17 protein-coding genes are annotated in these 20383 nt (G+C 69.7%); 6 read left to right on the top strand and 11 right to left on the bottom strand.

The features are described from left to right. Window positions 1–31: 31 nt before the first annotated feature. On the top strand, window positions 32–2986 hold the full coding sequence (locus tag RKE50_RS08690) for an insulinase family protein (RefSeq protein WP_350035909.1): 2955 nt from the start codon (window positions 32–34) through the stop codon (window positions 2984–2986). 46 nt (window positions 2987–3032) lie between these two features. On the opposite strand, the gene RKE50_RS08695 is transcribed toward RKE50_RS08690, so the two are convergent. The 4 genes from RKE50_RS08695 to RKE50_RS08710 form a co-directional block, all read right to left on the bottom strand. Beyond that, complete coding sequence (locus tag RKE50_RS08695) at window positions 3033–3515, bottom strand: C39 family peptidase (protein ID WP_350035910.1); 483 nt, start codon at window positions 3513–3515, stop codon at window positions 3033–3035. Between the two features lie 95 nt (window positions 3516–3610). After that, on the bottom strand, window positions 3611–3913 hold the full coding sequence (locus RKE50_RS08700) for a hypothetical protein (RefSeq protein WP_350035911.1): 303 nt from the start codon (window positions 3911–3913) through the stop codon (window positions 3611–3613). A 63-nt stretch (window positions 3914–3976) separates the two neighbouring features. Next, window positions 3977–4318, bottom strand: a complete 342-nt coding sequence (locus tag RKE50_RS08705; protein WP_350035912.1) for a hypothetical protein — start codon at window positions 4316–4318, stop codon at window positions 3977–3979. A 50-nt stretch (window positions 4319–4368) separates the two neighbouring features. Beyond that, a complete protein-coding gene (locus tag RKE50_RS08710; protein ID WP_350035914.1) occupies window positions 4369–5214 on the bottom strand; it encodes a hypothetical protein in 846 nt (281 codons plus the stop codon). 163 nt (window positions 5215–5377) lie between these two features. Here RKE50_RS08710 and RKE50_RS08715 point away from each other — a divergent pair, with 163 nt between their 5' ends. Further along, window positions 5378–6028 (top strand): type II secretion system protein GspG, encoded by a 651-nt coding sequence (locus tag RKE50_RS08715; protein WP_350035916.1) that lies wholly within the window; start codon window positions 5378–5380, stop codon window positions 6026–6028. Between the two features lie 3 nt (window positions 6029–6031). Here the strand turns inward: RKE50_RS08715 and RKE50_RS08720 are convergent, their stop codons facing one another. Together RKE50_RS08720 and RKE50_RS08725 are read right to left on the bottom strand one after the other, a co-directional pair. Then, window positions 6032–7765, bottom strand: a complete 1734-nt coding sequence (locus tag RKE50_RS08720; RefSeq protein ID WP_350035918.1) for an SLC13 family permease — start codon at window positions 7763–7765, stop codon at window positions 6032–6034. Between the two features lie 90 nt (window positions 7766–7855). Continuing rightward, window positions 7856–9157, bottom strand: a complete 1302-nt coding sequence (locus RKE50_RS08725) for an MgtC/SapB family protein (RefSeq protein ID WP_350035919.1) — start codon at window positions 9155–9157, stop codon at window positions 7856–7858. Between the two features lie 99 nt (window positions 9158–9256). Here RKE50_RS08725 and RKE50_RS08730 point away from each other — a divergent pair, with 99 nt between their 5' ends. From RKE50_RS08730 to RKE50_RS08740, 3 genes are all read left to right on the top strand, one after another. Next, window positions 9257–10441 (top strand): hydroxymethylglutaryl-CoA reductase, encoded by a 1185-nt coding sequence (locus RKE50_RS08730; protein WP_350035920.1) that lies wholly within the window; start codon window positions 9257–9259, stop codon window positions 10439–10441. Window positions 10442–10533: 92 nt separating this feature from the next. Continuing rightward, entirely contained in the window at window positions 10534–10938 is a 405-nt protein-coding gene (locus tag RKE50_RS08735; protein WP_350035921.1) for a hypothetical protein, read from the top strand. Between the two features lie 36 nt (window positions 10939–10974). Continuing rightward, window positions 10975–11946 (top strand): MBL fold metallo-hydrolase, encoded by a 972-nt coding sequence (locus RKE50_RS08740; RefSeq protein WP_350035923.1) that lies wholly within the window; start codon window positions 10975–10977, stop codon window positions 11944–11946. Here the strand turns inward: RKE50_RS08740 and RKE50_RS08745 are convergent. Beyond that, a complete protein-coding gene (locus tag RKE50_RS08745; protein ID WP_350035925.1) occupies window positions 11912–13849 on the bottom strand; it encodes an outer membrane protein assembly factor BamB family protein in 1938 nt (645 codons plus the stop codon). The genes RKE50_RS08740 and RKE50_RS08745 overlap by 35 nt on opposite strands. 148 nt (window positions 13850–13997) lie before the next feature. Between RKE50_RS08745 and lipP1 the strand changes: the two genes are divergently transcribed. Then, window positions 13998–14921, top strand: a complete 924-nt coding sequence (gene lipP1, locus RKE50_RS08750) for a LipP1 family hormone-sensitive lipase (RefSeq protein ID WP_350035927.1) — start codon at window positions 13998–14000, stop codon at window positions 14919–14921. Window positions 14922–14953: 32 nt separating this feature from the next. Here lipP1 and RKE50_RS08755 read toward each other — a convergent pair whose 3' ends face one another. The 4 genes from RKE50_RS08755 to RKE50_RS08770 all read right to left on the bottom strand — a co-directional run bounded on the left by RKE50_RS08755 (window position 14954) and on the right by RKE50_RS08770 (window position 20382). Continuing rightward, window positions 14954–15871, bottom strand: a complete 918-nt coding sequence (locus tag RKE50_RS08755; RefSeq protein WP_350035928.1) for a glutathione S-transferase family protein — start codon at window positions 15869–15871, stop codon at window positions 14954–14956. Window positions 15872–15994: 123 nt separating this feature from the next. Further along, a complete protein-coding gene (locus RKE50_RS08760) occupies window positions 15995–18481 on the bottom strand; it encodes a TonB-dependent receptor (protein WP_350035929.1) in 2487 nt (828 codons plus the stop codon). Window positions 18482–18613: 132 nt separating this feature from the next. Further along, entirely contained in the window at window positions 18614–19972 is a 1359-nt protein-coding gene (locus RKE50_RS08765) for an aromatic ring-hydroxylating oxygenase subunit alpha (protein ID WP_350035931.1), read from the bottom strand. Continuing rightward, window positions 19969–20382, bottom strand: a complete 414-nt coding sequence (locus RKE50_RS08770) for a Zn-ribbon domain-containing OB-fold protein (protein WP_350035932.1) — start codon at window positions 20380–20382, stop codon at window positions 19969–19971. Before RKE50_RS08770 ends, RKE50_RS08765 begins: the two co-directional genes overlap by 4 nt. Between the last annotated feature and the right edge of the window lies 1 nt (window position 20383).

Here is a 20383-nt window from a genome sequence, read left to right on the forward strand (position 1 = left end):
CGCCTTTTCAACCGACGATTAGCGGAGCGCCATGAATATCGCAGAAACCCGCCGCCCGGTCGGTCACCCGGCCTTCGAGGGTATCCGGGAAGCACGCATCCCCGCCCTCAACCTGACGGTGCAGCACTTTGTCCACCGGGAGACCGGCGCCCTCCACTACCACCTCGCCACGGACAACCCGGAGAACGTCTTCCTGGTCGCCTTCCGCACCGTGCCCGAGGACTCCACCGGCGTCGCCCACATCCTCGAGCACACGGCACTCTGCGGCAGCGAACGCTACCCGGTGCGCGACCCGTTCTTCATGATGCTCCGGCGCTCGCTGAATACCTTCATGAACGCCTTCACCAGCTCGGACTGGACCGCCTACCCGTTCGCCAGCCAGAACCGGAAGGACTTCGCCAACCTACTCGACGTGTACCTGGACGCGGCCTTCTTCTCCCGGCTGGACCCGCTGGACTTCGCCCAGGAAGGACATCGGGTGGAGTTCGCCGAGCCCGAGGACCCGTCGAGCGACCTGGTCTACCGCGGCGTCGTCTACAACGAGATGAAGGGCGCCATGAGCTCGCCGGTGGCCACGCTGTGGCAGACGCTCTGTGAACACCTGTTTCCGACCAGCACCTACCACCACAACTCCGGCGGCGATCCGGCCGCCATCCCCTCGCTCAGCTACGAGCAGTTGACGGCGTTCTACCGCAGCCACTATCACCCCTCGAACGCCATCTTCATGACCTTCGGTGACATCCCCGCCGAGGAGCACCAGGCCGTGTTCGAAGAGCGCGCTCTCGGGCGTTTCGAGAAACTGGAAGAACACATCGCCGTTACGCCGGAACAGCGCTTCCCGGCGCCGAAGCAGGTGACCGCGCCCTACGCCTACGACGAGGGCGACGAGCTGACCGGCAAGACGCACGTGGTTCTCGGCTGGATGCTCGGCGAGAGCGCGGACCTCGAGGCGATGCTGGAGGCACAGCTGCTCACCAGCGTGCTGCTCGAGAACAGCGCCTCGCCCCTGCAGCATGCCCTCGAGACCACGGACCTGGGCAGCGCCCCCTCGCCGCTCTGCGGTCTCGAGGACGGGATGCGCGAGATGGTCTTCTGCTGCGGCATCGAGGGCAGCGAGGCGGAACACGCCGACGCCATCGAGGCGCTGGTGCTCGACACGCTCGAGCGGGTAGCGCGGGAAGGCGTGCCCCAGGAGCACGTGGAAGCGGTGCTGCACCAGCTCGAGCTGCACCAGCGCGAGGTCGGCGGCGACGGCTTTCCCTACGGGCTCAGCCTCATGATGCAGGCCATCGGCAGCGCCACCCACTACAGCGACCCCATTGCCGTGCTGGACCTCGAGCCGGCCCTGGAAGTCCTGCGGGAAAAGATCGCCGACCCGGGCTACCTGCCGGCCCTCGCCCGGCGCCTGCTGCTCGACAACCCGCACTGCGTCACCCTGGTGATGACGCCGGACCCGGAGCTCTCCGCCCGCCGCGCCGAGGAAGAAAAGACGCGCCTCGCCGCCCTGCGCCAAACGCTGGATACCGCCGGCGAGCAGGCGATCGTCGAGCGCGCTGCCGCCCTGAAGGCACGGCAGGCCGCCGAGGACGATGCCAGCCTGCTGCCGAAGGTAACCCTCGAGGATGTGCCGGCCGAGCTGCCGCGCCTCGCCTACCACGAGGATGAAGCCGCGGGGCTTCCGGTGACCACCTACGAGACCGCCACCAACGGGCTGGTCTACCAGCAGCTCGTGGCGCCGCTGCCGGCGTTCGACGACGAGGAGCTCGCGCTGCTGCCCCACTACACGGGGACGGCGACAGAGCTCGGCCTCGGCGACGCCGACTACCTGCAGACCCAGCACCGGCAGTCGGCCGCCGTGGGCGGCATCAACGTGTACACGAGCATGCGCGGCGACGTCGATGACGCGCAGCGGGTCCGCGCCACCCTGGTGCTGTCCAGCAAGGCGCTGCAGCGCAAGGCGGGCGACCAGCTGGCGCTCATGCGCGACACGCGGGAGGCGCTGCGCTTCGACGAACTGCCGCGGCTGCGCGAGCTCGTCGCCCAGCAGCGCGCCCGGCGCGACCAGTCGGTTACCGGCCAGGGTCACAGCCTTGCCATGGCCGCCGCCTGCGCGGGCATGAGCCCGATGGCGCGGCTGCAGCACCGGTCCACGGGCCTCGCCGGCCTGCGCAGCCTCCGCGCCCTCGACCGGGCCCTCGGCAACGACAGCGAGCTGCAGGCCTTTGCCGGCCGGCTCGGAAAGCTGCACGAACGCCTCACCGCGGTGCGGCCGGAGCTGCTGACGGTAACGGAACCGGGCAGCCGGGGGGAATTGCTGGAGGCGGCGCAGTCGCTGGCGGTCACGCTGCCCGCGGGCACGACTGACGGCCTCGCCCTCGCCCCGGTGCAGGAGCGCCGCGGCGAGTGCTGGCTGACCAATACCCAGGTGAATTTCTGCGCGCAGGCCTATCCCACGGTACCCGTCGGGCACCCGGATGCGGCGGCGCTCACGGTGCTCGCGGCCTACCTGCGCAACGGCTTCCTGCACCGGGCGATCCGCGAACAGGGCGGCGCCTACGGCGGCGGCGCTTCCCAGGACTCGAGCATCGCGGCCTTCCGCTTCTTCTCCTACCGCGACCCGCGGCTCACGGAGACGCTCGACGATTTCGACGCCTCCCTGCGCTGGCTCGGGGAGCGCGCGCCGGACCCCGCGGCCCTGGAGGAAGCGGTGCTCGGCGTCATCGCCAGCTTCGACAAGCCCGGCTCCCCGGCCGGCGAGGCGCGGCAGGACTTCCATAACCGCCGCTTCGGCCGCAGCCACGAGCAGCGCATGGCCTTCCGCCAGCAGGTCCTCGCGGTCAGCCACGACGACCTGGCCCGGGTTGCCGCCGAATACCTGGTGCCGGAGCGCGCCAGCACCGCAGTCATCACCGGCGCGGCGCAGCGCGACGCCACCGCGGCGCTCCGCGAACGCCTGGACCTGGCGCTCTGCGAGCTGCGCGACTAGCTCCTGCCGCGAACGCGGGCCTGCGGCGAGCCGAAAGCCGGCCGGGTCAGGGCGGGCGCAGCTGTGGCAGCGGGCGGCGCAGGCTGAAGTAACCCGCCGCCACCGGCGTTCCCGCCGGCGCAGCGAGCAGGAGCAGGCGACCCCGCCCGTCTTCGCCGATAAAGTCACGCTCAAAGGCGGCGCGCGACAGGCGCACGTTGCCGCGCGCCGGGTCGGCCAGCTCCACCGCGCCCGGCGAAACCCCGCGCAGCACGGCGAAATGCGGCTGCCCCCGCGGCGCCAGCCAGGCAATGACCGGTGCCCGCAGCGCATCGAGCGCGCGGGCGCTTACCGCAACGCCGGTCGCGGCAAGGCCGCGCGCCTCGGCGAGGCTGGCGAGCGCCCGCAGGGAGACGCCCTGCCGCCGCAGGCCATCGCTGCCCGCAGCCTCGAGCAGCTCCGCTTCGCTCGTCGGTCGCAGGAAGTAGTGAGTCAGCAGGGTCGCCAACGCGGCGGTGCCGCAGCTGAAGTCGCGCTGCTGGCGCACCACGCCGGCGTCGCGCAGCGCGACCCAGGACTCGAAAGCGGACGCCCCGTGCGGCCCGCACAGAAGCGCCAGCGCAACGACGCGGCGGAGCAGCCGCCTCAGCTGCCGGCGAGATCCTCGAGCGCTCTGCCGGTGTCGTCCGCCAGCTCGCGCCGCGCCCGGCGCTGCGCGAGCACCGCGCAGACAACACTGCCGAGGGCAAAGGCACCCGCGAACGCAGCTAGGCAGGCCATGCCGAGCGTCGGCCGCCCGGCGAGGAAGCACAGGATCGCGATGCCCGGCAGGGCCGACAGGTAGATAAGGCTCGTGCCGAAACGGTAGCGCCAGTACAGGTTGCGCCGCGCGCGCAGAGCCGCCTCCCGTTCTCCGCTTGCGATCAGGTCTGTCAGGGGATGTTCCATGGGCACACCTCCATTGGCCGCGGCCGGACGCTGAACCGCGGCCCCGGGGGCCGCGGAAGCGCTTCACTTCAGGTTCGTGGTGCCCGCGCAGCTCAGGCACCCTCCACCGGCGGCGGTGTAATTGGGTACGTAGACACCCCAGAAATACGCCGACAGCGCGAGGTCAGCCCCGACCACGCCGAACACGAAAGCGGGCAGCCATCGCCCCTTGGTACTTTCCAGCTCCCCGGGTGTCAACCGCTCGACGGCCCCCGCGGGCAGCCCGGCAAAGGACGCCTGCAGCGGGTCGACCGCCTCCGCCGGCCGGGCTGCCGCGGTGGACGCCATGGCGACGAGGCCGCCGGCGAGCAGCAGGGAAGACAGCGTGCGGGTAGGGGTCGGTTGCTTCATTCTGCCTTGCTTCATGGTGTGATCCTCCTTGATCATCGTTGGCTATCCCGGGCGATTGCCCCGGATCAGAACGTCTGCAGCAGTTCGAGGGACAGGGCGCCACCGCTCTCGGCGGCGCCCAGCGGCAGCCGGCCACGCAGGAAGAGCGTGCCGCCCGCCCAGGGGCCGACAGCCAGGCCGAGGTCGACGCTGCTGCGCAGGCGCGTGCCCCCGATAGCGCGGCGGGCGATGCGGTCCGGCTCGCGGCGGCTGAGGCCGAAGCCGCCGATGAGCGTCACCCGGTCGTTGACCGCGAAATTCACCGCGGCATCGGCCGAGAACAACGCGCCGGGGCGACGGCGGCCGGCAGCACCCGCGACGGGCGCTTCGCGCTGGTAGCGGGCGGCGAGGGAGAGAACGACCGGGTCCAGGGGCCGGTACCAGGTCGCGCCGAGGCTGCCGCGGGTCGCGCGCTGCCACCCGTCGCCGGAGCCCAGCGGCCGGCCGAGCGCTGCGACGCGCGCGTCGAGCAGCAGCGAACCGGCGACCCCGCGGGCGGCCAGCCAGTTGGCACCGAGCACGAGACGCTCGCCCGTACCCGTTGCCGTGAACTGCCCGTCCAGCTCCCGGCGCAAGCTGCTGCGCTCGTAGCGCGCGTTCAGCTCAAGGCGTGGCGTCAGGCCGTAGCGGAGGCCGAGGGACGACTGCTCGACCGTGAGCTCATGCCAGGCGAGGGTCGGCCCTTGCGGGCCGGGCCGCAGCGCCGGCTCCCGGTGACTGCCGCGACTGCTGCCCAGGGTTGCCGTCAGGCGGTGCTCGCTGACCAGCAGTGCCTCGATAGTGAGCGGCAGCTGGGCTCCGGCCGGTGCTGACAGGGCGCCGGCGAGCAGGCCGGGGACCAGGGGTGGCAGCTGTCGGGTTGCCGGCGCCATGGCACATTCCTCGGGAGACGCGTTCCCCCCAGCTTCGCAGCCCGCGACGCCGAAGTGGACGCCCGTTCCGGTCACTCTTCAGCCCTTTGTGCGCGGGCTTGCCGATGACGGAAGCGGGTTCCATACTGCGCCCCGCATCCGAACACCCGCCGCTGGAGGCCCCATGCAACCGCGACCTGCCCTTCTCCTCCTGTTCATTGCCGGCCTGCTCGCCGGCTGTGCCTCGCTGACCCGGGAGGCGCAGGACGCGGTCCTCGCAGAGCTGCCCTCTCCCTATGGCGTGAGCTTCAGCGACCTGCGCCGCTATCCCGGGGAGGTTGTCTGCGGGCGCTACACGGCCCCGGATGTCCAGGGCCTGCGCAACCGGACCGACGATTTCATCTATACCGATGGCACCGTCTACCGCCGCCCGAGCGCACAGCAGAAGGCGCTTTTCTGTACCACGGAGCCCGCGGCAGCGCTCGAGCGGGAGCTGGGCATGGAACCCTGGGAGGACGGCGACGGCACGCTCGGCACCATCCGTGCCGACCTGCATGTCCTCAGCGAGGCGATCGCCGCCCATGCCGAGGCGAAGGGCGATGTTCCCTTCCAGGGTCTCGAGGAGCTGGCACCGCCTGCGGCGACCTTCCTCCCTGCCCTGCCGAAGGACCCCTGGGGCAACGCCTACCACTACGAACTCGGTCTCGGCGGGCGCTCGCAGCGCGACTACCGTCTGTACACCCTCGGTGCGGACAACCGCCCGGGCGGCACCGGCGCTGACGCGGACGTCACCCGGGAGCACCTGCCTTACCTCGACCGGCTGGACCGGCTCTGAGACTCAGGCGGGCTGCAGGGGGAAAAAGACCGGCAGCAGCAGGAGCACCGTGCTCGAATAGGCGAGCGTGACCGGCAGGCCGAAGCGCAGGTAATCGGCGAAGACGTAGCTGCCGAGGTTCTGCACCATCAGGTTGGTGGTGTAGCCGTAGGGCGTCAGGAAGCTCGCGCTGGCGCCGAAGGCCACGGCGAGGGCAAAGGGCGTGGGGTCCAGGCCGTAGCTCATTGCCAGGCCGTAGGCCACGGGAAAAGCCAGCGCGGCGGCCGCGTTGTTGGTCATCACCTCGGTCATGACCAGCGTACCCAGGTAGACGCCGGCCAGGGCAATGAGCGGCCCCCGCCCGGCCACGGCATCGTGCAGGCCGTCCGCCAGCAGCGCCACCAGCCCCGTATTGGTCAGCGCCTGCGACAGGGTCAGGGCCGAGGCGATGATCAGCCAGAGGCCGAAGGGGAAGCGCCGGCGCAGCTCGCTCGCGCGCACGATCTTCAGGCCGACCATCGCCATGAGCAGGAGCGCCAGGCTCTTGACCAGCGGCACCAGCTCCAGCGCCGCGAGGGCAACGGCGAGCAGGAGGCCCACGCTCATGAACAGGTCCTGCCAGGGCCGCGTGGGACGGCGCAGGGCGCTCTGATCCACCACCAGGAAATTCTTGTCGACGTTGCGGCGGGAGGCAAAGTCCGCGCCGACGGCGAGCATGAGACTGTCGCCGGCCTGCAGGGTGATGCTGCCGAGCTTGCCCGACAGGCGCTTGCCGCCCCGCCGCAGGCCGACCACCGCCGCATCGAAGAGCGAGCGGAAGCCGCTCTCCTTGATGGTGCGCCCCTCGACGGTGGCGCCGGGCAGGAGAATCACCTCGGTGAGGTTCCCGCGCAGCAGGCCCTCCTCCACCGCGAACAGCGACAGACCGGGAAAGCGCTCGAGCACGCTCAACCGGGAGATGTCGCCGGAGAAGATCAGCTTGTCGCCCGCCTCGATGTACTCCTGCGGCGACACGGGGGAGATCAGGTGGTCGCCGCGGACGATCTCCACCAGGAACAGGTCATCCAGCTCGCGCAGACCGTTCTCGGCGATGCTCCGGCCCACGAGCGCGGAGGCTTCACCGACCTCCGCCTCCACCAGGTACTCGTCGACGCGCACCGATTCCCGGCGGTGCGACGGCAGCAGCCGGGAGGCGAGCAGGATGACCAGCAGACCGACCAGGGCGGCGCAGCCACCGACCGGCAGGAACGCGAAGAAGGGCAGCCCCTCGCCGCTCACGTCCTCGAGGAAGCTGCTCACGATCAGGTTGGTGGAGGTGCCGATCAGCGTCGTGGTGCCGCCGAGGATCGCCGCGTAGGACAGCGGCATGAGCAGCCGCGAGGGCAGGTGGTCCCGGCTGGCGCGCACCGAGTGGGCCAGGGTGGCGACCACTGCGGTGTTGTTGACGAACGCCGAGAAAAGCCCCGTGACCGTGCACAGGCGCAGCAGGCTGCGGTAGTAGCTGCCGTTCACGAGCCGCGTCGACAGGCGCTCGAGCCAGCTCAGTTTCTCGAGGCCTACGGACACCAGGAGCAGCAGGATCAGCGTGACGAGGCCCGTGTTGGAAGCCTTGTCGAGGAGCTGCCCGGTGTCGACCAGGCCGAGGAGGTAGGCGAGCGCCATGGCGCCGGTAAACAGGGCGACGGGCCTTACGCTGGTGAAAACGAGACCGCTGAACAGGCACAGGAAGATAGCGGCGATCGCGACTTGCTCGAGCATACGACCCGTGACCCTGGAAGAAGCGCCAAGGATACGCGGTCGCAGCACCGCGGCTCAAGGACCGGCCCCCGGCGTTCCGCGGGCCCCGGCTCAGGTCAACAGCAGCGGCAGCGCCGTGGCGATACCCACGGCGCTGCTGGCGAACAGCACCGTGCCCACCCGCAGCCCGAGGGCCCGCCCGCCGAGGACCCAGGCCACGGCGCCCTTGGCCGCGTTGTTGGCGGCTGCCGCGAGCACCATAGCAAACGCCGCCACCTCGGCGGCAAGCTCGCTGCTGCTCATGCGGCCGAGCGACAGCGTGATCGCATCGACATCCGTGATACCCGAGGCAGCAGCCAGCGCGATCACGCCGCCTTCCCCGAAGGCCTGCCGGAGCGCCTCACCGAGCAGCATGATCAGTGCGAGCAGGGCGCCGAACCCCAGCGCCGCCCGCCACTCGAAGGGATTCTTCAGCGGTGAAGCCAGGTCGACGCGGGCGTGCCGGGCACGGCGCCAGTAGAGGCCGATGGGCAGGTAGACCACCAGGCCCATGGCGAGGGCCGGCAGCGCGAGCGGCTCGAGCAGCGAGCGGTTGAGCAGCGTCGCCACCAGCACCATGCGCGGCAGCATGGTGCCGCAGGCCAGCAGCACTCCGCTGGCCAGCGCGGGCACGGCATCTTCATTGCCGCGCGCCGCCCGCGACAGCTGCAGCGTAAGCGCCGTGGAGGAGGCGACGCCACCGGCGAGACCGGTGACCAGCAGGCCACGGCGCGTTCCCGCGATGCGCACGGCGAAGTAGCCGACGAAGGAGATCCCGGCGATCAGGATCACCATCCACCAGATCGCGTGCGGATTGAGCGCCTGCCACGGCCCGAAGCCCCGGTCGGGCAGCACCGGCAGCACGACCACCGTGAGCAGGAGCATGAGGATGCCGGCTCGCAGCTCCCTGAGTTCCAGCGCACCGAGCCAGCGATGCAGCGTGGGCTTGTAGCTGAGGAGCAGCGTCGCCACGACTGCCGCGGCCGCGGCCACGCCCGCCTGCCCCCGGGTCGCCAGGGCGCCGAGCAGAAAGACGAGCAGTCCCGCCGCCAGGCTGGTGATACTGATATCCGGCGTGTGCAGCGCCTCCACCACGTGGGCGACGGTCAGCGTCGCCACCAGCCCCAGGAAGACCAGCCCGAGCAGGAGCGCACCACCCTCCCCCGTCAGCAGCCCGGCAGCGCCCCCGAGGAGACCGATGAGCCCGAAGGTCCGCACCCCGGCGACGCGGCCGCCGTCGGGCGCCGAACGCTGCTGCCAGCCGCGCTCGGCGCCGAAGAGCAGGCCGATGCCCAGGGCCACCGCGAGGTGAAAGAAGTCCGGGTCCACGCTGTCCATGGCTGCAGTCTCCCGCCGGCGGGCGCCCAAGTCCATGGCCGGGCGCCGGCGCCGCCTTTTGCGCTAGACTGTGCCCCCCGGTCAAAACCCAGCCAACCCGCCCCGACAGCCAGCAGAACACAGCAGGAGGACCTCTTGAGCAAACGCATTCCCCGCTCTGCCGACAACGACTACAGCGAAGAGATCATCGCCGAGCGCCAGGCCTTCATCGAGGCCAACACGCCGGCGCGCCTCGAACATACCCGGCGCTATTCCTTCGACCCGCCGGAAATGGCCGGCAACATCGAGAACATGTTCGGGGTGGTCCAGGTCCCCATCGGTCTCGCCGGCCCGCTGCTGGTCAACGGCGAGCATGCGCAGGGCGAGTTCTACGTGCCCATGGCCACGGTCGAGGGCACCATGCTGGCGAGCTACAACCGCGGCATGAAGGTAATCCGGGAGGCCGGCGGCGTCACCACGACGGTCGTCGGCGAAGCCATGCAGCGGGCGCCCTGCTTCGTGTTCCGCGATGCGCGCGACGCGCGCGATTTCGAGCAGTGGCTCGTCGAGCATGAGGACGCGATCCGCGCGGTCGCCGAGAGCACCACCTCGGTGGGCAAGCTGCGCGAGATCGAGCACTACAACGCGCACAACTTCGTGTTCACGCGCTTCGATTATTCGACGGGCGACGCCGCCGGCCAGAACATGACCAGCCGCGCCACCTTCGTGGCCTGCGAGTGGATCCGCGAGCAGTACCCGAAACTGAAGAACTACCTGCTGTCCGGCAACTTCGACACGGAGAAGCGCACCTCCGCGGTCAACTCCCTGAAGGGCCGCGGGCGCCGCGTCACGGCGGAGATCACCATCCCCCGCAAGGTCCTCGAACGGAACCTGCGGATCACGCCGGAGGCCATGCACTACGGCCAGGGCATCACCACCCTCGCCTCCTTCCTGACCCAGTCGTCCAACAACGCGGCGCACCCGGCCAACGGCCTCGCCGCGCTCTACCTGGCGACCGGCCAGGACATCGCCAACATCGGCGAGTCCAACCAGTGCACCACCTACAACCGGGTGACCCGCGACGGCGACTATTTCTTCTCCGTGACCCTGCCGGCGCTCATCGTCGCCAGCTATGGCGGCGGCACCAACCTGCCGACCCAGCGCGAGTGCCTGCAGATCATGGACTGCCACGGCAAGGGCAAGGCGCTGAAGCTGGCGGAGATCGCAGCGGGCCTGGTGGTAGCCGGTGAACTGTCCCTGGGTGCCGCCACGCGGGTGGACAAGGAGACGCGTCAGAACGAGTGGGTCGACGCCCACGAACGCCTGGGTCGCAACCGCTGAAGGCATCGCTGCCGCGGTGTCGCCAACGTGGTTGCAGTGACCGGCGAACAGCGCTAGGTTGGCGGTGACTCGATCAGGGAGAGATCAGCCGCATGGTCACCTACGCACTCACTGCACTCACCGTGGTCGCGCTGCTGCTCTTCCTGCTGGGCAGGAACAAACGCGGCGCCGACCACTCGGGCCGTCGTGCCTTACCCGTGCGTCACACCGGTCCCTACGCGGCGGTGTCCCTGGAACCGGCACCGATCGCCTGCGATGCCGCCCAGCGCTTCGCCGGCAGGCGCTATCTGCGCGACGAGGCCCCGGGCGTCCCGCTCCGGGACTGCGACGGCCGCCGCTGCGGCTGCCGCCTGGTCACCCACCCAGACCGGCGCCAGCTCGGCACGGACCGGCGCCTGGGTCTTGGCCTGCAGAGCGAACGCTACCTGACCAGCGGCAACAACGATCGTCGGCAGGCGCCTCGCGGCCGCCGCAGCAGCGACCTCGCAGCCATCTGACCGCAAAGCCCCCCCCCGGAGAAGGAGCACCGCGCCATGAGCCATACCGCCCTCGGCGTGCGCGCCTATCGCCGCGGCCTCGCGGAGCTGGGCAACGGCAGCTGGGCCTGGCTGCAGCCCGACGGCGGCTGGGGCTGGTCCAACGCCGGTCTCGTTACCGACGGCGACCAGTCACTGCTGGTCGACACGCTCTTCGACCACCGCCTCACCGCCGAGATGCTCGCCGCCATGCGCGACGCGTCGCCGGCGGCACGGGAAATCGACCAGCTGCTGAATACCCACTCGAACGGTGATCACTGCAACGGCAATGCGCTGGTGCCCGAGGCGGACATCATCGCCTCCCGGGCCTGCGCGGAGGAGATGCCGCACGAGAGCCCGGCCATGATGCAGGGGCTGCGGGAACAGGCCCCGGCGCTCGGCGAGGTCGGGGAGTTCTTCCTGCACTGCTTCGGGCGCTTCGACTTCGACGGCATCGAGCAGCGCCTGCCGACGCGCACCTTCGAGGGCGAGCTCGACCTCGCGGTCGGCGACAAGCGGGTGCACCTGAAGCAGGTGGGCCCCGCGCACACGGCCGGCGACGTGATCGCCTGGGTCCCCTCGGAGCGCCTGGTCTACACCGGGGACATCCTGTTCATCGAGGGCCATCCCATTTTATGGGCGGGGCCGGTTCAGAACTGGCTGGACGCCTGCGACCATATCTTGGCCCTGGACCCGGCCCTGGTCGTGCCGGGCCACGGCCCGGTCACCGACGCCCGCGGCGTTCGTGCCGTGCGCAGTTACCTCGTGTACCTGCGCGACGAGGCCCGCAAGCGCTTCAACGCCGGCATGCCGGCGCTGGAAGCGGCGCGGGACATCAACCTCGCGGACTACGACAGCTGGGGCGATGCGGAACGCATCGCCGTCAACGTGACCGTGCTCTACAAGGAATTTGCGGGCGACACGTCACCGAATGACGTGCTCGCCCTGTTCGGCCTCATGGCGCAGCTGCACCGGGACCGGCGCCGCTGACCGGCGCTTTCGCCGACGCTTTCACAGGCGCTTTGACAGGCGCTTTCGGCCCGAAGGCCAGCAGGACGTTCCCGGGCATGTGCTCGTAGATGCCGTAGCCCGACGTCACGTAGAGCATACCATCGGCAAGGACCGGCCCCGCCGCACCGCCAAAGGAACCGCCCCGGCCCTCATAGCCGCCGAGGGCATCGAAGGAGCGCACTGTGTCGTAGGACCAGAGCAGGTCGCCGCTGTCGGCGTCATAGGCGCGCAGCACGCCATCCATCGCGCCCGCGAGTACCGCCCCGTCGATCGCCGACGCCGGCGCCGAGATGCCCGGCTGGCAGTGCTTGCGCTCACCGCAACGGTCTTCGTGACGATGAAACCAGGCAATTTCACCGCTGGCCACGTCCAGCCGGTACATGCCGGGGCGCGCTTCACCGGGCCAGCGCGGACCGCCGTAAAAATCGGACACGGGCACGTAGAACGCATCCCCGGCCACGGCCATGCCGAAGTGGATGCCGCCCTGGATACCGCCGCGGCCGAGCTTGCGCTCCCAGAGCAGCGCGCCGCTCCCGTCCGGGTCCAATGCGTAGACCTTGCCGGATTTCTGACCTGCCAGCACCACGTCGTCGCCATCGCCCGTGCGGGCGATTATGGTCGCGGCCCCGAAGTCGTAGTCCGGGCCGTCCTCGGCCGGGCAGTTCGCATCCTCCTCGAGCTCGCAGGCGATGTTCCAGGCATCGCCCTCGGTGACCTGGGTCACCCAGGCGATGGCGCCATCGGCGAGGTCCATGGCGATGATGGCGTCGCTGTGCCCTTCCGACGGCGAGGAATAGTTCTCGCCCGTGCCCACGTAGAGGCGGCCGCGGGCGGGGTCGATGCTCGGCGTATTCCATACCGGCGCGCCGGACGGTGCCAGGATCGTCGTCCCGGCGGCATTGGTGCCTGCCGCTGCAGGTGCCTCGGGGATCGTGTGGGACTTCCAGCGCCGCTCGCCGCTGTGGGCATCGTAGCGGACCACCGCGCCGCGGAAGGAGCAGCACTCGTAGCCCGGGTCCGCCGCCGCGGTGACCTCGAGGGAAGACAGGGAGACATAGAGAGCGCCGTCGTGCAGCGCGGGGGCGGCGGTAATCGTGAGGCTCGGGTGATCGTCCGGCCGGTCGCGCCAGAGCAGCTCACCATTGCGGGCATCGATGGCATAGACGTAGCCCACCAGGTCGCCGAAGTAGAGATAGGGCGTCTCCGGGTCCGGGTCCGCGACGATGCCGGTGCGTACCTCGGCAACCGTGGGGAACTGCCAGCGCAGGCAGCCCCGCTTCGCATCCAGCGCGATCACACCGCTGCTCTGGCTGCCCAGGTAGACATTGCCGTGCGCCACCGCGGGCTGGGAGCGGGCGCGGATGGCGTCGGGGAAGCGCACGGCCCACTTGAGCTCGAGGTTGTCGAGGTCGGACGCGGTCATGCCGGCCAGCGACGGCGGGAAATAGCGCTGGTTGCCGTTGTTCACGCCCCAGGCACCGACGCGCACGACGCCAGGCTCGATGGCGGTGGCCTCGCAGCGCGGGGCCACTTCCGCCGGCACCGCCGCCAGGTCCTGCCCCGAGAGAAACTCGGCCACGGCCTCGCGCTCACCGCGGCTCAGAGCTGAGGCCTGCGGCTGCATGATGCCCTCCTCCATGGCGGCCAGGATCACCCGCGCCGACATGAGCTGCAGCATGGTCTTCTCCGGTGCCTTCTTCACGGCGCCGCCGTGGCAGCTGGCGCAGTGCTGCTCATACACGGCAGCGCCATCGACCTGCCCCGGGTCCGTCGCGGCGGCCGCCCCGGCGGCGAGGGGCAGCGCGCCGGTCGCGAGGCTCGCGGCGAGCAGTGCCGCCGCGCCGCGCCTACGAGGCTGACGGGGATGGAGAGCCTGCAACATGGTGGTGTCCTCTTGTCGCTGTTCAGTCAGGTCGTTCTGTTCACCGGGAGTGCGCGTTCCCGCCGGCGCGAGCAGCCACCGAAGGCGCCGGCTGCGCTACCATGGTGGCCCCGCACGCATGGACGTCCAACCAGGGCAGGGAGAAGCCATGGCACTCGATCCGGAAGTCATCCCGCTGCTCGCGCAGCTCGAGGTGGCCGGTTTCCCGGACCCGGACGGGGCAAGCCTCGAGGAACTCCGCGCCGCCGCGGTGTTCCCGCCGCCGGAGGTGCCGACACCGGTCGCCGCGGTGGAGGCGCTGCAGGCGCCCGGGCCGGCGGGACCGGTTCCGGTGCGCTTCTACCGGCCCGAGGGGCCGGGACCGCACCCGCTGGTACTGTTCTTCCACGGCGGCGGCTGGGTGGTCGGTGACCTCGACAGCCACGACGAGACCGTGCGCCGTCTCTGCGCAGGCAGTGGCGCGGCCTTTGCCTCGGTGGCGTACCGGCTCGCGCCGGAAGCGCCCTTCCCCGCGCCCCTCGAAGACTGTTACGCGGCCGCTGCCTGGGCGGCGCAGCATGCCGACGGCCTCGGCATCGATCCCGCGCGTATCGCCGCCGCCGGTGACAGCGCGGGCGGCAACCTCGCCGCGGCGCTCTGCCTGCTGGCGCGGGAGCGCGGCGGGCCCTCGCTCGCACACCAGGTGCTGATCTACCCGGTGACCGGCGCCGACTTCGACACGGCTTCCTACCGCGAACACGGGGAAGGGCTTTTCCTCACCCGGGCGATGATGCAGTGGTTCTGGGACCAGTACGTACCGGACCCGGCACAGCGGACTGACCCCCTCGCCGCACCGCTCGCAGGCGATGCCACGGGGCTGCCGCCGGCCACCATTCTCACCGCTGAGTACGATCCGCTCCGGGACGAGGGCGCGGCCTACGCGCACCACCTGCAGGCCGCCGGTGTGCCGGTGACCTACCGGGACTTCCCGGGGATGATCCACGGCTTTCTCGGCATGACCGGCGTGCTCGGCCAGGCCGGGACGGCCCAGGCCTGGCTCTGCGCTCAGCTGCGCACGGCGCTGGCTGCCTGAAGGACAGGGCCCGTGGGCTGGTCGGCCGGCGCTCAAGGCAGCGGATCCACCCGGTAGCCCGCACGCGGGAAATGGATCGCTACCCGGCCGAGCGATGCATCGTCGCGGAGGATCGCGATCTCCCCGGCGTCGAGCACCAGCAGCTCGCCGCAAGTGGGGTCCCGCCCGTAGTCGTCGGGCGCCACCCGCACCCTTGATCCCGCCGCCAGCCGCGGCCAGGCGCCCTCGGCCACCTGCGGCCCGGTAGACGGCTTCGCCTCGCGGGCAATCCCCAGCGCAGCCTCGGCGTCGAGCTCGCTGCGCTCGCCGTGGCCGAGCGCGGCCACCCGTGCCTCCCAGTCGCGCAGCCGCGCAAGCGGCGCCAGCAGTTCGTCACCCCCGGCGATGTTGCCGCGGCACATCCACACGGGACTGAAACAGGCCAGGTCCGCCCAGCCGGGCGCGTCGCCGAGGAGCCAGGGCCGGCCGTCCGCCAGCATCTGATCGAGCTGGGCAAGGCCCGCAGCGAACTGGGAGAAGAAATGATCCGGCGGGGCGCGCAGGTCATCGTCCTCGAGGAAGTCGAAGAACGCCATGCGGTCCTCGAGCACCGGCGCGGGAATCTGCTCGTTGGTACCCATCGACAGGGCCGCACCGGGCTGGAACAAAGCCGTATCGCTCCAGTAGCCGAGCGCCAGCGCCACGCCCTCAGTGCCACCGGGAAACAGGCTGGGCCCCGGAAAGCGGCGCTCGAGTTCGCGGACGATGTGCCGGGTGTCGCAGTACACGTCGGCGCCGATCTGCAGCACCGGCGTCTTGCGATAACCCCCGGTGAGCGCCGTGAGCGCCGGCTTGGGCATGACCATGGGGATCTGCACCGACTGCCAGGCGAGCCCCTTCAGGCCCAGCGCCAGGCGCACTTTCTCGGCGAAGGGTGACGGGTCGTGGTGATGGAGAATGAGGTCGCTCAAGGGCACTACCCCGATCAAGCTTGACGGTTGCAGGACGCCCGCCGCCACCCGAACGGGCGACGACGGCGCGATGAAAACAGGTCCAGTGGCGGCCCGCGGGCCGCCACCGGCGGTCAGCTGCCTCTACCAGCTGAAGTCGATGCCACCCTCGATGCCGAGAGTTACCGGCTGACCGTAGTAGGACATGACCCACAGGTTGGCTACCGGCAGCTCACCGAGACGGTACTCCTCGTCGGTGAGGTTCCTGCCGAAGGCACGAACCCACCAGGCGCCGTTGTCCGGGCGGAAGGTCACCGCGGCGTTCACCAGCGTGCGCTCGTCGGTGATGCCGTCCGGCGTGTCCGGCACCGCCGTGTAGGCGTAGGTCGCCTCGTCGACGTAGTTCACGTTGAGGTTCCAGTCCATGTTGCCGCCCATGAAGCGGTGGTCATAGAGGAAGTCGACGTTGTAGGTCCACTCCGGCGCCCGGGCGACCGGGTTGCCGTCGAGAACCGTGTCGATCGTGCCGTCGAAGTTGGTGTCGGCCTGGAACTCGTTGAACTCCGACTCCAGCCAGCCAAGGCTGCCCTGGATGCGGAAGTTGCTGCTCAACCGCCAGGCGCCCTCGAACTCCATGCCGTAGACCTCGATCTCGGCGGCGTTGAAGAAACGCGTCTCCTGGAAGGTACTTTCGTTGACGCCGTCGCCGTCCCGGTCCGCCTCGATCTCCGCCAGCAGCTGCTGCTGCGAGTCGTCGTAGGTGACGTAGAAGCCGGTGAGGTTCAAGCGCAGGCGGCCGTCCATCCAGTCGGAGCGCATGCCGATCTCGTAGGAGTCCGCAGTCTCCGGGTCCGTCGGGCGGGCCTGGATCGGCTCGATGGGGTTGCCGCCGGTACCGGTCTGGTCGTTGTAGCCACCGCTCTTGAAGCCGCGCGAGTAGGTGCCGTAGAAGTACAGGTCGTCCGTAGGCTCGTAGCTCAGCGTCAGGCGCCAGGTCGGCTCCTCCCATTTTTCGTCATCGCGCACGACACCCGTGGGGAAGCGCTGGAAGTCCGCGGCATTCAGGGGTTCGCCCAGTTCACGCCAGGTGAAGTTCGGGTCGAAACCGCCATCGAGAGCCTGGATGAAGACCTGGTTGCGGCCGGTCCACTCCTTCTCCTCTTCCGTGTAGCGCACGCCAGCACCGAGGGACCAGGTGTCGTTGATCTGCCAGGTGCCGTCAAAGTAGATGGCCATGGCCTCGGCATCCTGGCCGTTGGAGAGGACCTGCGGGTTGTTGTTGAAGAACAGCGGATCGCCGAAGAGCGCGCCCGCGTCGAGGGTCATGTCGACGAAGCCCAGCACCTGGGCGACCGAGAACAGCGTCTCGTCCTCCTGGTAGAAGGCGCCGGCGACGAAGTTGAAGGGACCTGACAGGTCCGAGGAGATCCGCGCCTCGAACTGGGTGGTCTCTCGCTCGTCCTGGCGCGTCGCGTCGAAGAGCGAGACCGGGCCGACTTCACCGGTGTAGGTATTCGCCAGCCAGGAATCCGTCTCGCGGCGGCCGCCGAAAAAGCTCAGCGTGTAGGCGTCGCTCATCTGCCAGTCGACGTTCAGGTAGAGCCCGTCCACGTCGATCTCGTGGCCTTTGGAACCCATGTCGAGAAGGACACCTTCGCGATTCGACACGCCGGCCACCTTCACCCGGTCGCCGCCGGGGTCCCGGGTGAAGCCCAGGGCGTTGAACACGTAGGCACCGTCCGGCGTCTCGTTCACCGAGGGCGGGGTGTCGCCGCGGTCGCGCACCATCTCGTAGGCGAGGTTGATATCCAGGCCATCGGTCGGCTGCCAGCGGAACTTGAAGCGGCCGGAGAAGATATCCGTACCGCCGATATCGCTGCCGTCACCCTGGCCGGTGGCGCCGACCAGCGGGTAGTTGACGCCGAAGTCGGCCACCGGGCCGAAGGAGGCGCCATTCTCGTAGTAGCCGTCGGACTCGGACTGCATGACGGCGGCGCGGAAGGCGGCCGTCTCGCCGAGGGCGAGGTTGGCGATGGCCCGTCCCTCGAGGCGGCCGAACTCGGCCACCTGGCCGCGGACGCTCAGCGTGTTCGCACCGAGCTCCGGCCGGTTGGTCTTCACGTTGACCACGCCGCCGGTGGTGTTCTTGCCGAACAGCGTGCCCTGCGGACCGCGCAGGATCTCCACGCTCTGGATATCGAGCATATCCACGTTCGCCGTCTGGATGTGCGGGATGACCATGTCGTCGACGATCACACCGACCTGGTTCTCGAAGTAGAGGATAATGCCGTTCTGACCGACGCCGCGGATGGCGAAGTTGGCCGAGTTGAAGCCCGGCTGCTTGCCGTTGACCACATTGGGCGCGTACATCAGGACATCGCCAAGATCGGTCGGCGCCAGCCGGTCGACCTCGGCGCCGGTGATCGCGGTCACCGCCACCGGCGTGGTCTGGATGTCCGTCTCGGCCCGCCGGGTGGCGGTCACGAGGACCTCCTCGAGCTTGCTGTCGTCTGCGGCCTGGGCCAGGGCGGTTTCACCCGTGAGTGCCAGGGCGGGGGCCATGGCAACGGCCAGGGCCAGCTTCGTGCGCTGCCAGCTGCGGCAGCGGTTCTTCGGGGCTTGGGCTTGCATTGTTATGCTCCTTTATGGGCTATGCCTGTATGAATCCAACGACTTGCGGTTTCCTGAAACACCTTCGATCTCTGCTTTCCTGGCTTTCCTGCCTGCTTCGCTACCTGCTCACCACCAGCTACACTGCCGCGCCTAGGACGCAGCCAGCCGCCGCTCCAGCTCCACGTGGAAGTGGCGCAGCCGCTGTTCCTGTTCACCCCAGAGCTGGCCGGCGAAACCGCGGGAACGCATGCCCTGCTGTACCACGGGCAGCAGGGACGCGTCCTGGCTCAGTACGAGGCCCAGCTGCGGGTCTTCTTCCAGGATGTAGTGTTCCGTGGCCGGGCGCACGGCGCCGGTCACGTCCGTGTCCTCCGGCAGGCCCATCCACGCCGGCGGACTGTAGTCCGGGTCTTCCGCCGGCAGCATGAGCGTCATGGTGTCGTAGTAGAAGCGCTCCGGATCCGTCTCGTGCGGAATGAAGCGCATGAGGAATACCGCCTCCGGGTGACAGCCGATCTGCACGTTCGGGAAGATGCCCGTCGCCCAGCTGTCCGAGAGCTGGCCGTCGGTGAAGCGCTCGTACTCGAGGCCGAGGCGGTCCGAGCGCTCGCGCTTGGCCTGCTGGATGGCGCGGCGCACGTCAGCGGCGGTGCCGTCGAAGCCCGTCGGGTCGATGCCGGCATCCTTGAGCATGGCCTCGAGCCCGTCGTTCACCGTCGACTGGTCTGCGGCGCGCGGGCTCGGCTGCCCGAGGGGAACGATCATCCGGCTCGCGCCGTTCGGGTAGAGATCGTACTGCACGTTGAGGTCGCCCATGACGCCACGGGTCTCCGGGTGCACCGCGTGCAGATGGTAGCTCTCGTAGAACGCCTCGACGCCGACCTTCCAGTTGGCGCCCCACTCGCTGCGCACGTGGCGGACCACTTTCATGCGGTCGATGCGGTAGGCCTCGAGGTAGCCCTCCGGCAGACCGATGGCCTCGGCGAGCGGCGGCGCCTCGCCCTCGCTCATGTTGATGAAGACGATACCGGCGTGGACCTCGCAGTGCACGGCCATGAGGCCGGGGCGGTGGGCGACCACCTCGGGGCGGAAGGTCTCCTCGTCCGTGATCCGGCGCAGGCTGCCGTCGTTATTGAAGCTCCAGCTGTGGAAGGGGCAGACGATGACCTTGCGATTGCCGCGCTCTTCCGAGAGCAGGCGCGAGCCGCGGTGGCTGCACACGTTGTAGAAGGCGCGTACCCCGTCCTCGGTCAGCGTGACGATGATCGACTCGTCCCCGATGTTGAACAGGAAGTAGTCACCGACCTTCCCGAGATCCGCGGTGACGCCGGCGATCAGCCAGCTCCGGGTCCACAGCCGGTCCCACTCCTTCCGCATGTAATCGCGGCTGAAGTAGCCTTCCTTGCCCGCCCGCTCGACGCCGTTGTCGATGTAGGGCTGCTTCGCTTCCAGGGAGTCCGCGGGCGCATCGGGGTTGATGATAGCGACGGGAATGGCATCGGCATTCATTTCACACCTCCATTTTCGTCCAGCCGGAACACCGGCAGGGAAAGATCTTCTGACCATTGTTCAAAGCAGACCGTGACCGGCGCGCCGACTTTCACGGCTTCCGGCTCACAGCCGATGATCACTGACATCATGCGCGGCCCCTCGGCGAGGTCGACCAGTGCAATGGTGTAGGGCGCTTCGTACGCGGGCGACAGGCCCCGGCGCACCACCGAGAAGCTGGCCACCGTGCCGTGCCCGCTCGCCGCCTCCCAGGCCGGCGCATCGGCGCCGCAGGCGGTGCAGAAGGGCCGCGGGTAGAACTGCCAGTGGCCACAGGAGGGGCAGTGCTGCAGGCGCAGCTCGCCCTCGCGGCAGCCGGCGAAATAGGGGGCCGCGAGACCGTCGGTACGCTGGGGCTGGATCCGTTCCACC

Origin of the sequence: Pseudohaliea sp., from assembly GCF_040217025.1 — a bacterium.
Classification (GTDB): domain Bacteria; phylum Pseudomonadota; class Gammaproteobacteria; order Pseudomonadales; family Halieaceae; genus Pseudohaliea.

Coding starts and splice junctions, on each gene's coding strand:
- RKE50_RS08690 (WP_350035909.1), top strand. CDS start 32: ATGAATATCGCAGAAACCCGCCGCCCGGTCGGTCACCCGGCCTTCGAG.
- RKE50_RS08700 (WP_350035911.1), bottom strand. CDS start 3,913: ATGGAACATCCCCTGACAGACCTGATCGCAAGCGGAGAACGGGAGGCG.
- RKE50_RS08705 (WP_350035912.1), bottom strand. CDS start 4,318: ATGAAGCAAGGCAGAATGAAGCAACCGACCCCTACCCGCACGCTGTCT.
- RKE50_RS08710 (WP_350035914.1), bottom strand. CDS start 5,214: ATGGCGCCGGCAACCCGACAGCTGCCACCCCTGGTCCCCGGCCTGCTC.
- RKE50_RS08715 (WP_350035916.1), top strand. CDS start 5,378: ATGCAACCGCGACCTGCCCTTCTCCTCCTGTTCATTGCCGGCCTGCTC.
- RKE50_RS08720 (WP_350035918.1), bottom strand. CDS start 7,765: ATGCTCGAGCAAGTCGCGATCGCCGCTATCTTCCTGTGCCTGTTCAGC.
- RKE50_RS08725 (WP_350035919.1), bottom strand. CDS start 9,157: ATGGACTTGGGCGCCCGCCGGCGGGAGACTGCAGCCATGGACAGCGTG.
- RKE50_RS08735 (WP_350035921.1), top strand. CDS start 10,534: ATGGTCACCTACGCACTCACTGCACTCACCGTGGTCGCGCTGCTGCTC.
- RKE50_RS08740 (WP_350035923.1), top strand. CDS start 10,975: ATGAGCCATACCGCCCTCGGCGTGCGCGCCTATCGCCGCGGCCTCGCG.
- RKE50_RS08745 (WP_350035925.1), bottom strand. CDS start 13,849: ATGTTGCAGGCTCTCCATCCCCGTCAGCCTCGTAGGCGCGGCGCGGCG.
- lipP1 (WP_350035927.1), top strand. CDS start 13,998: ATGGCACTCGATCCGGAAGTCATCCCGCTGCTCGCGCAGCTCGAGGTG.
- RKE50_RS08760 (WP_350035929.1), bottom strand. CDS start 18,481: ATGCAAGCCCAAGCCCCGAAGAACCGCTGCCGCAGCTGGCAGCGCACG.
- RKE50_RS08765 (WP_350035931.1), bottom strand. CDS start 19,972: ATGAATGCCGATGCCATTCCCGTCGCTATCATCAACCCCGATGCGCCC.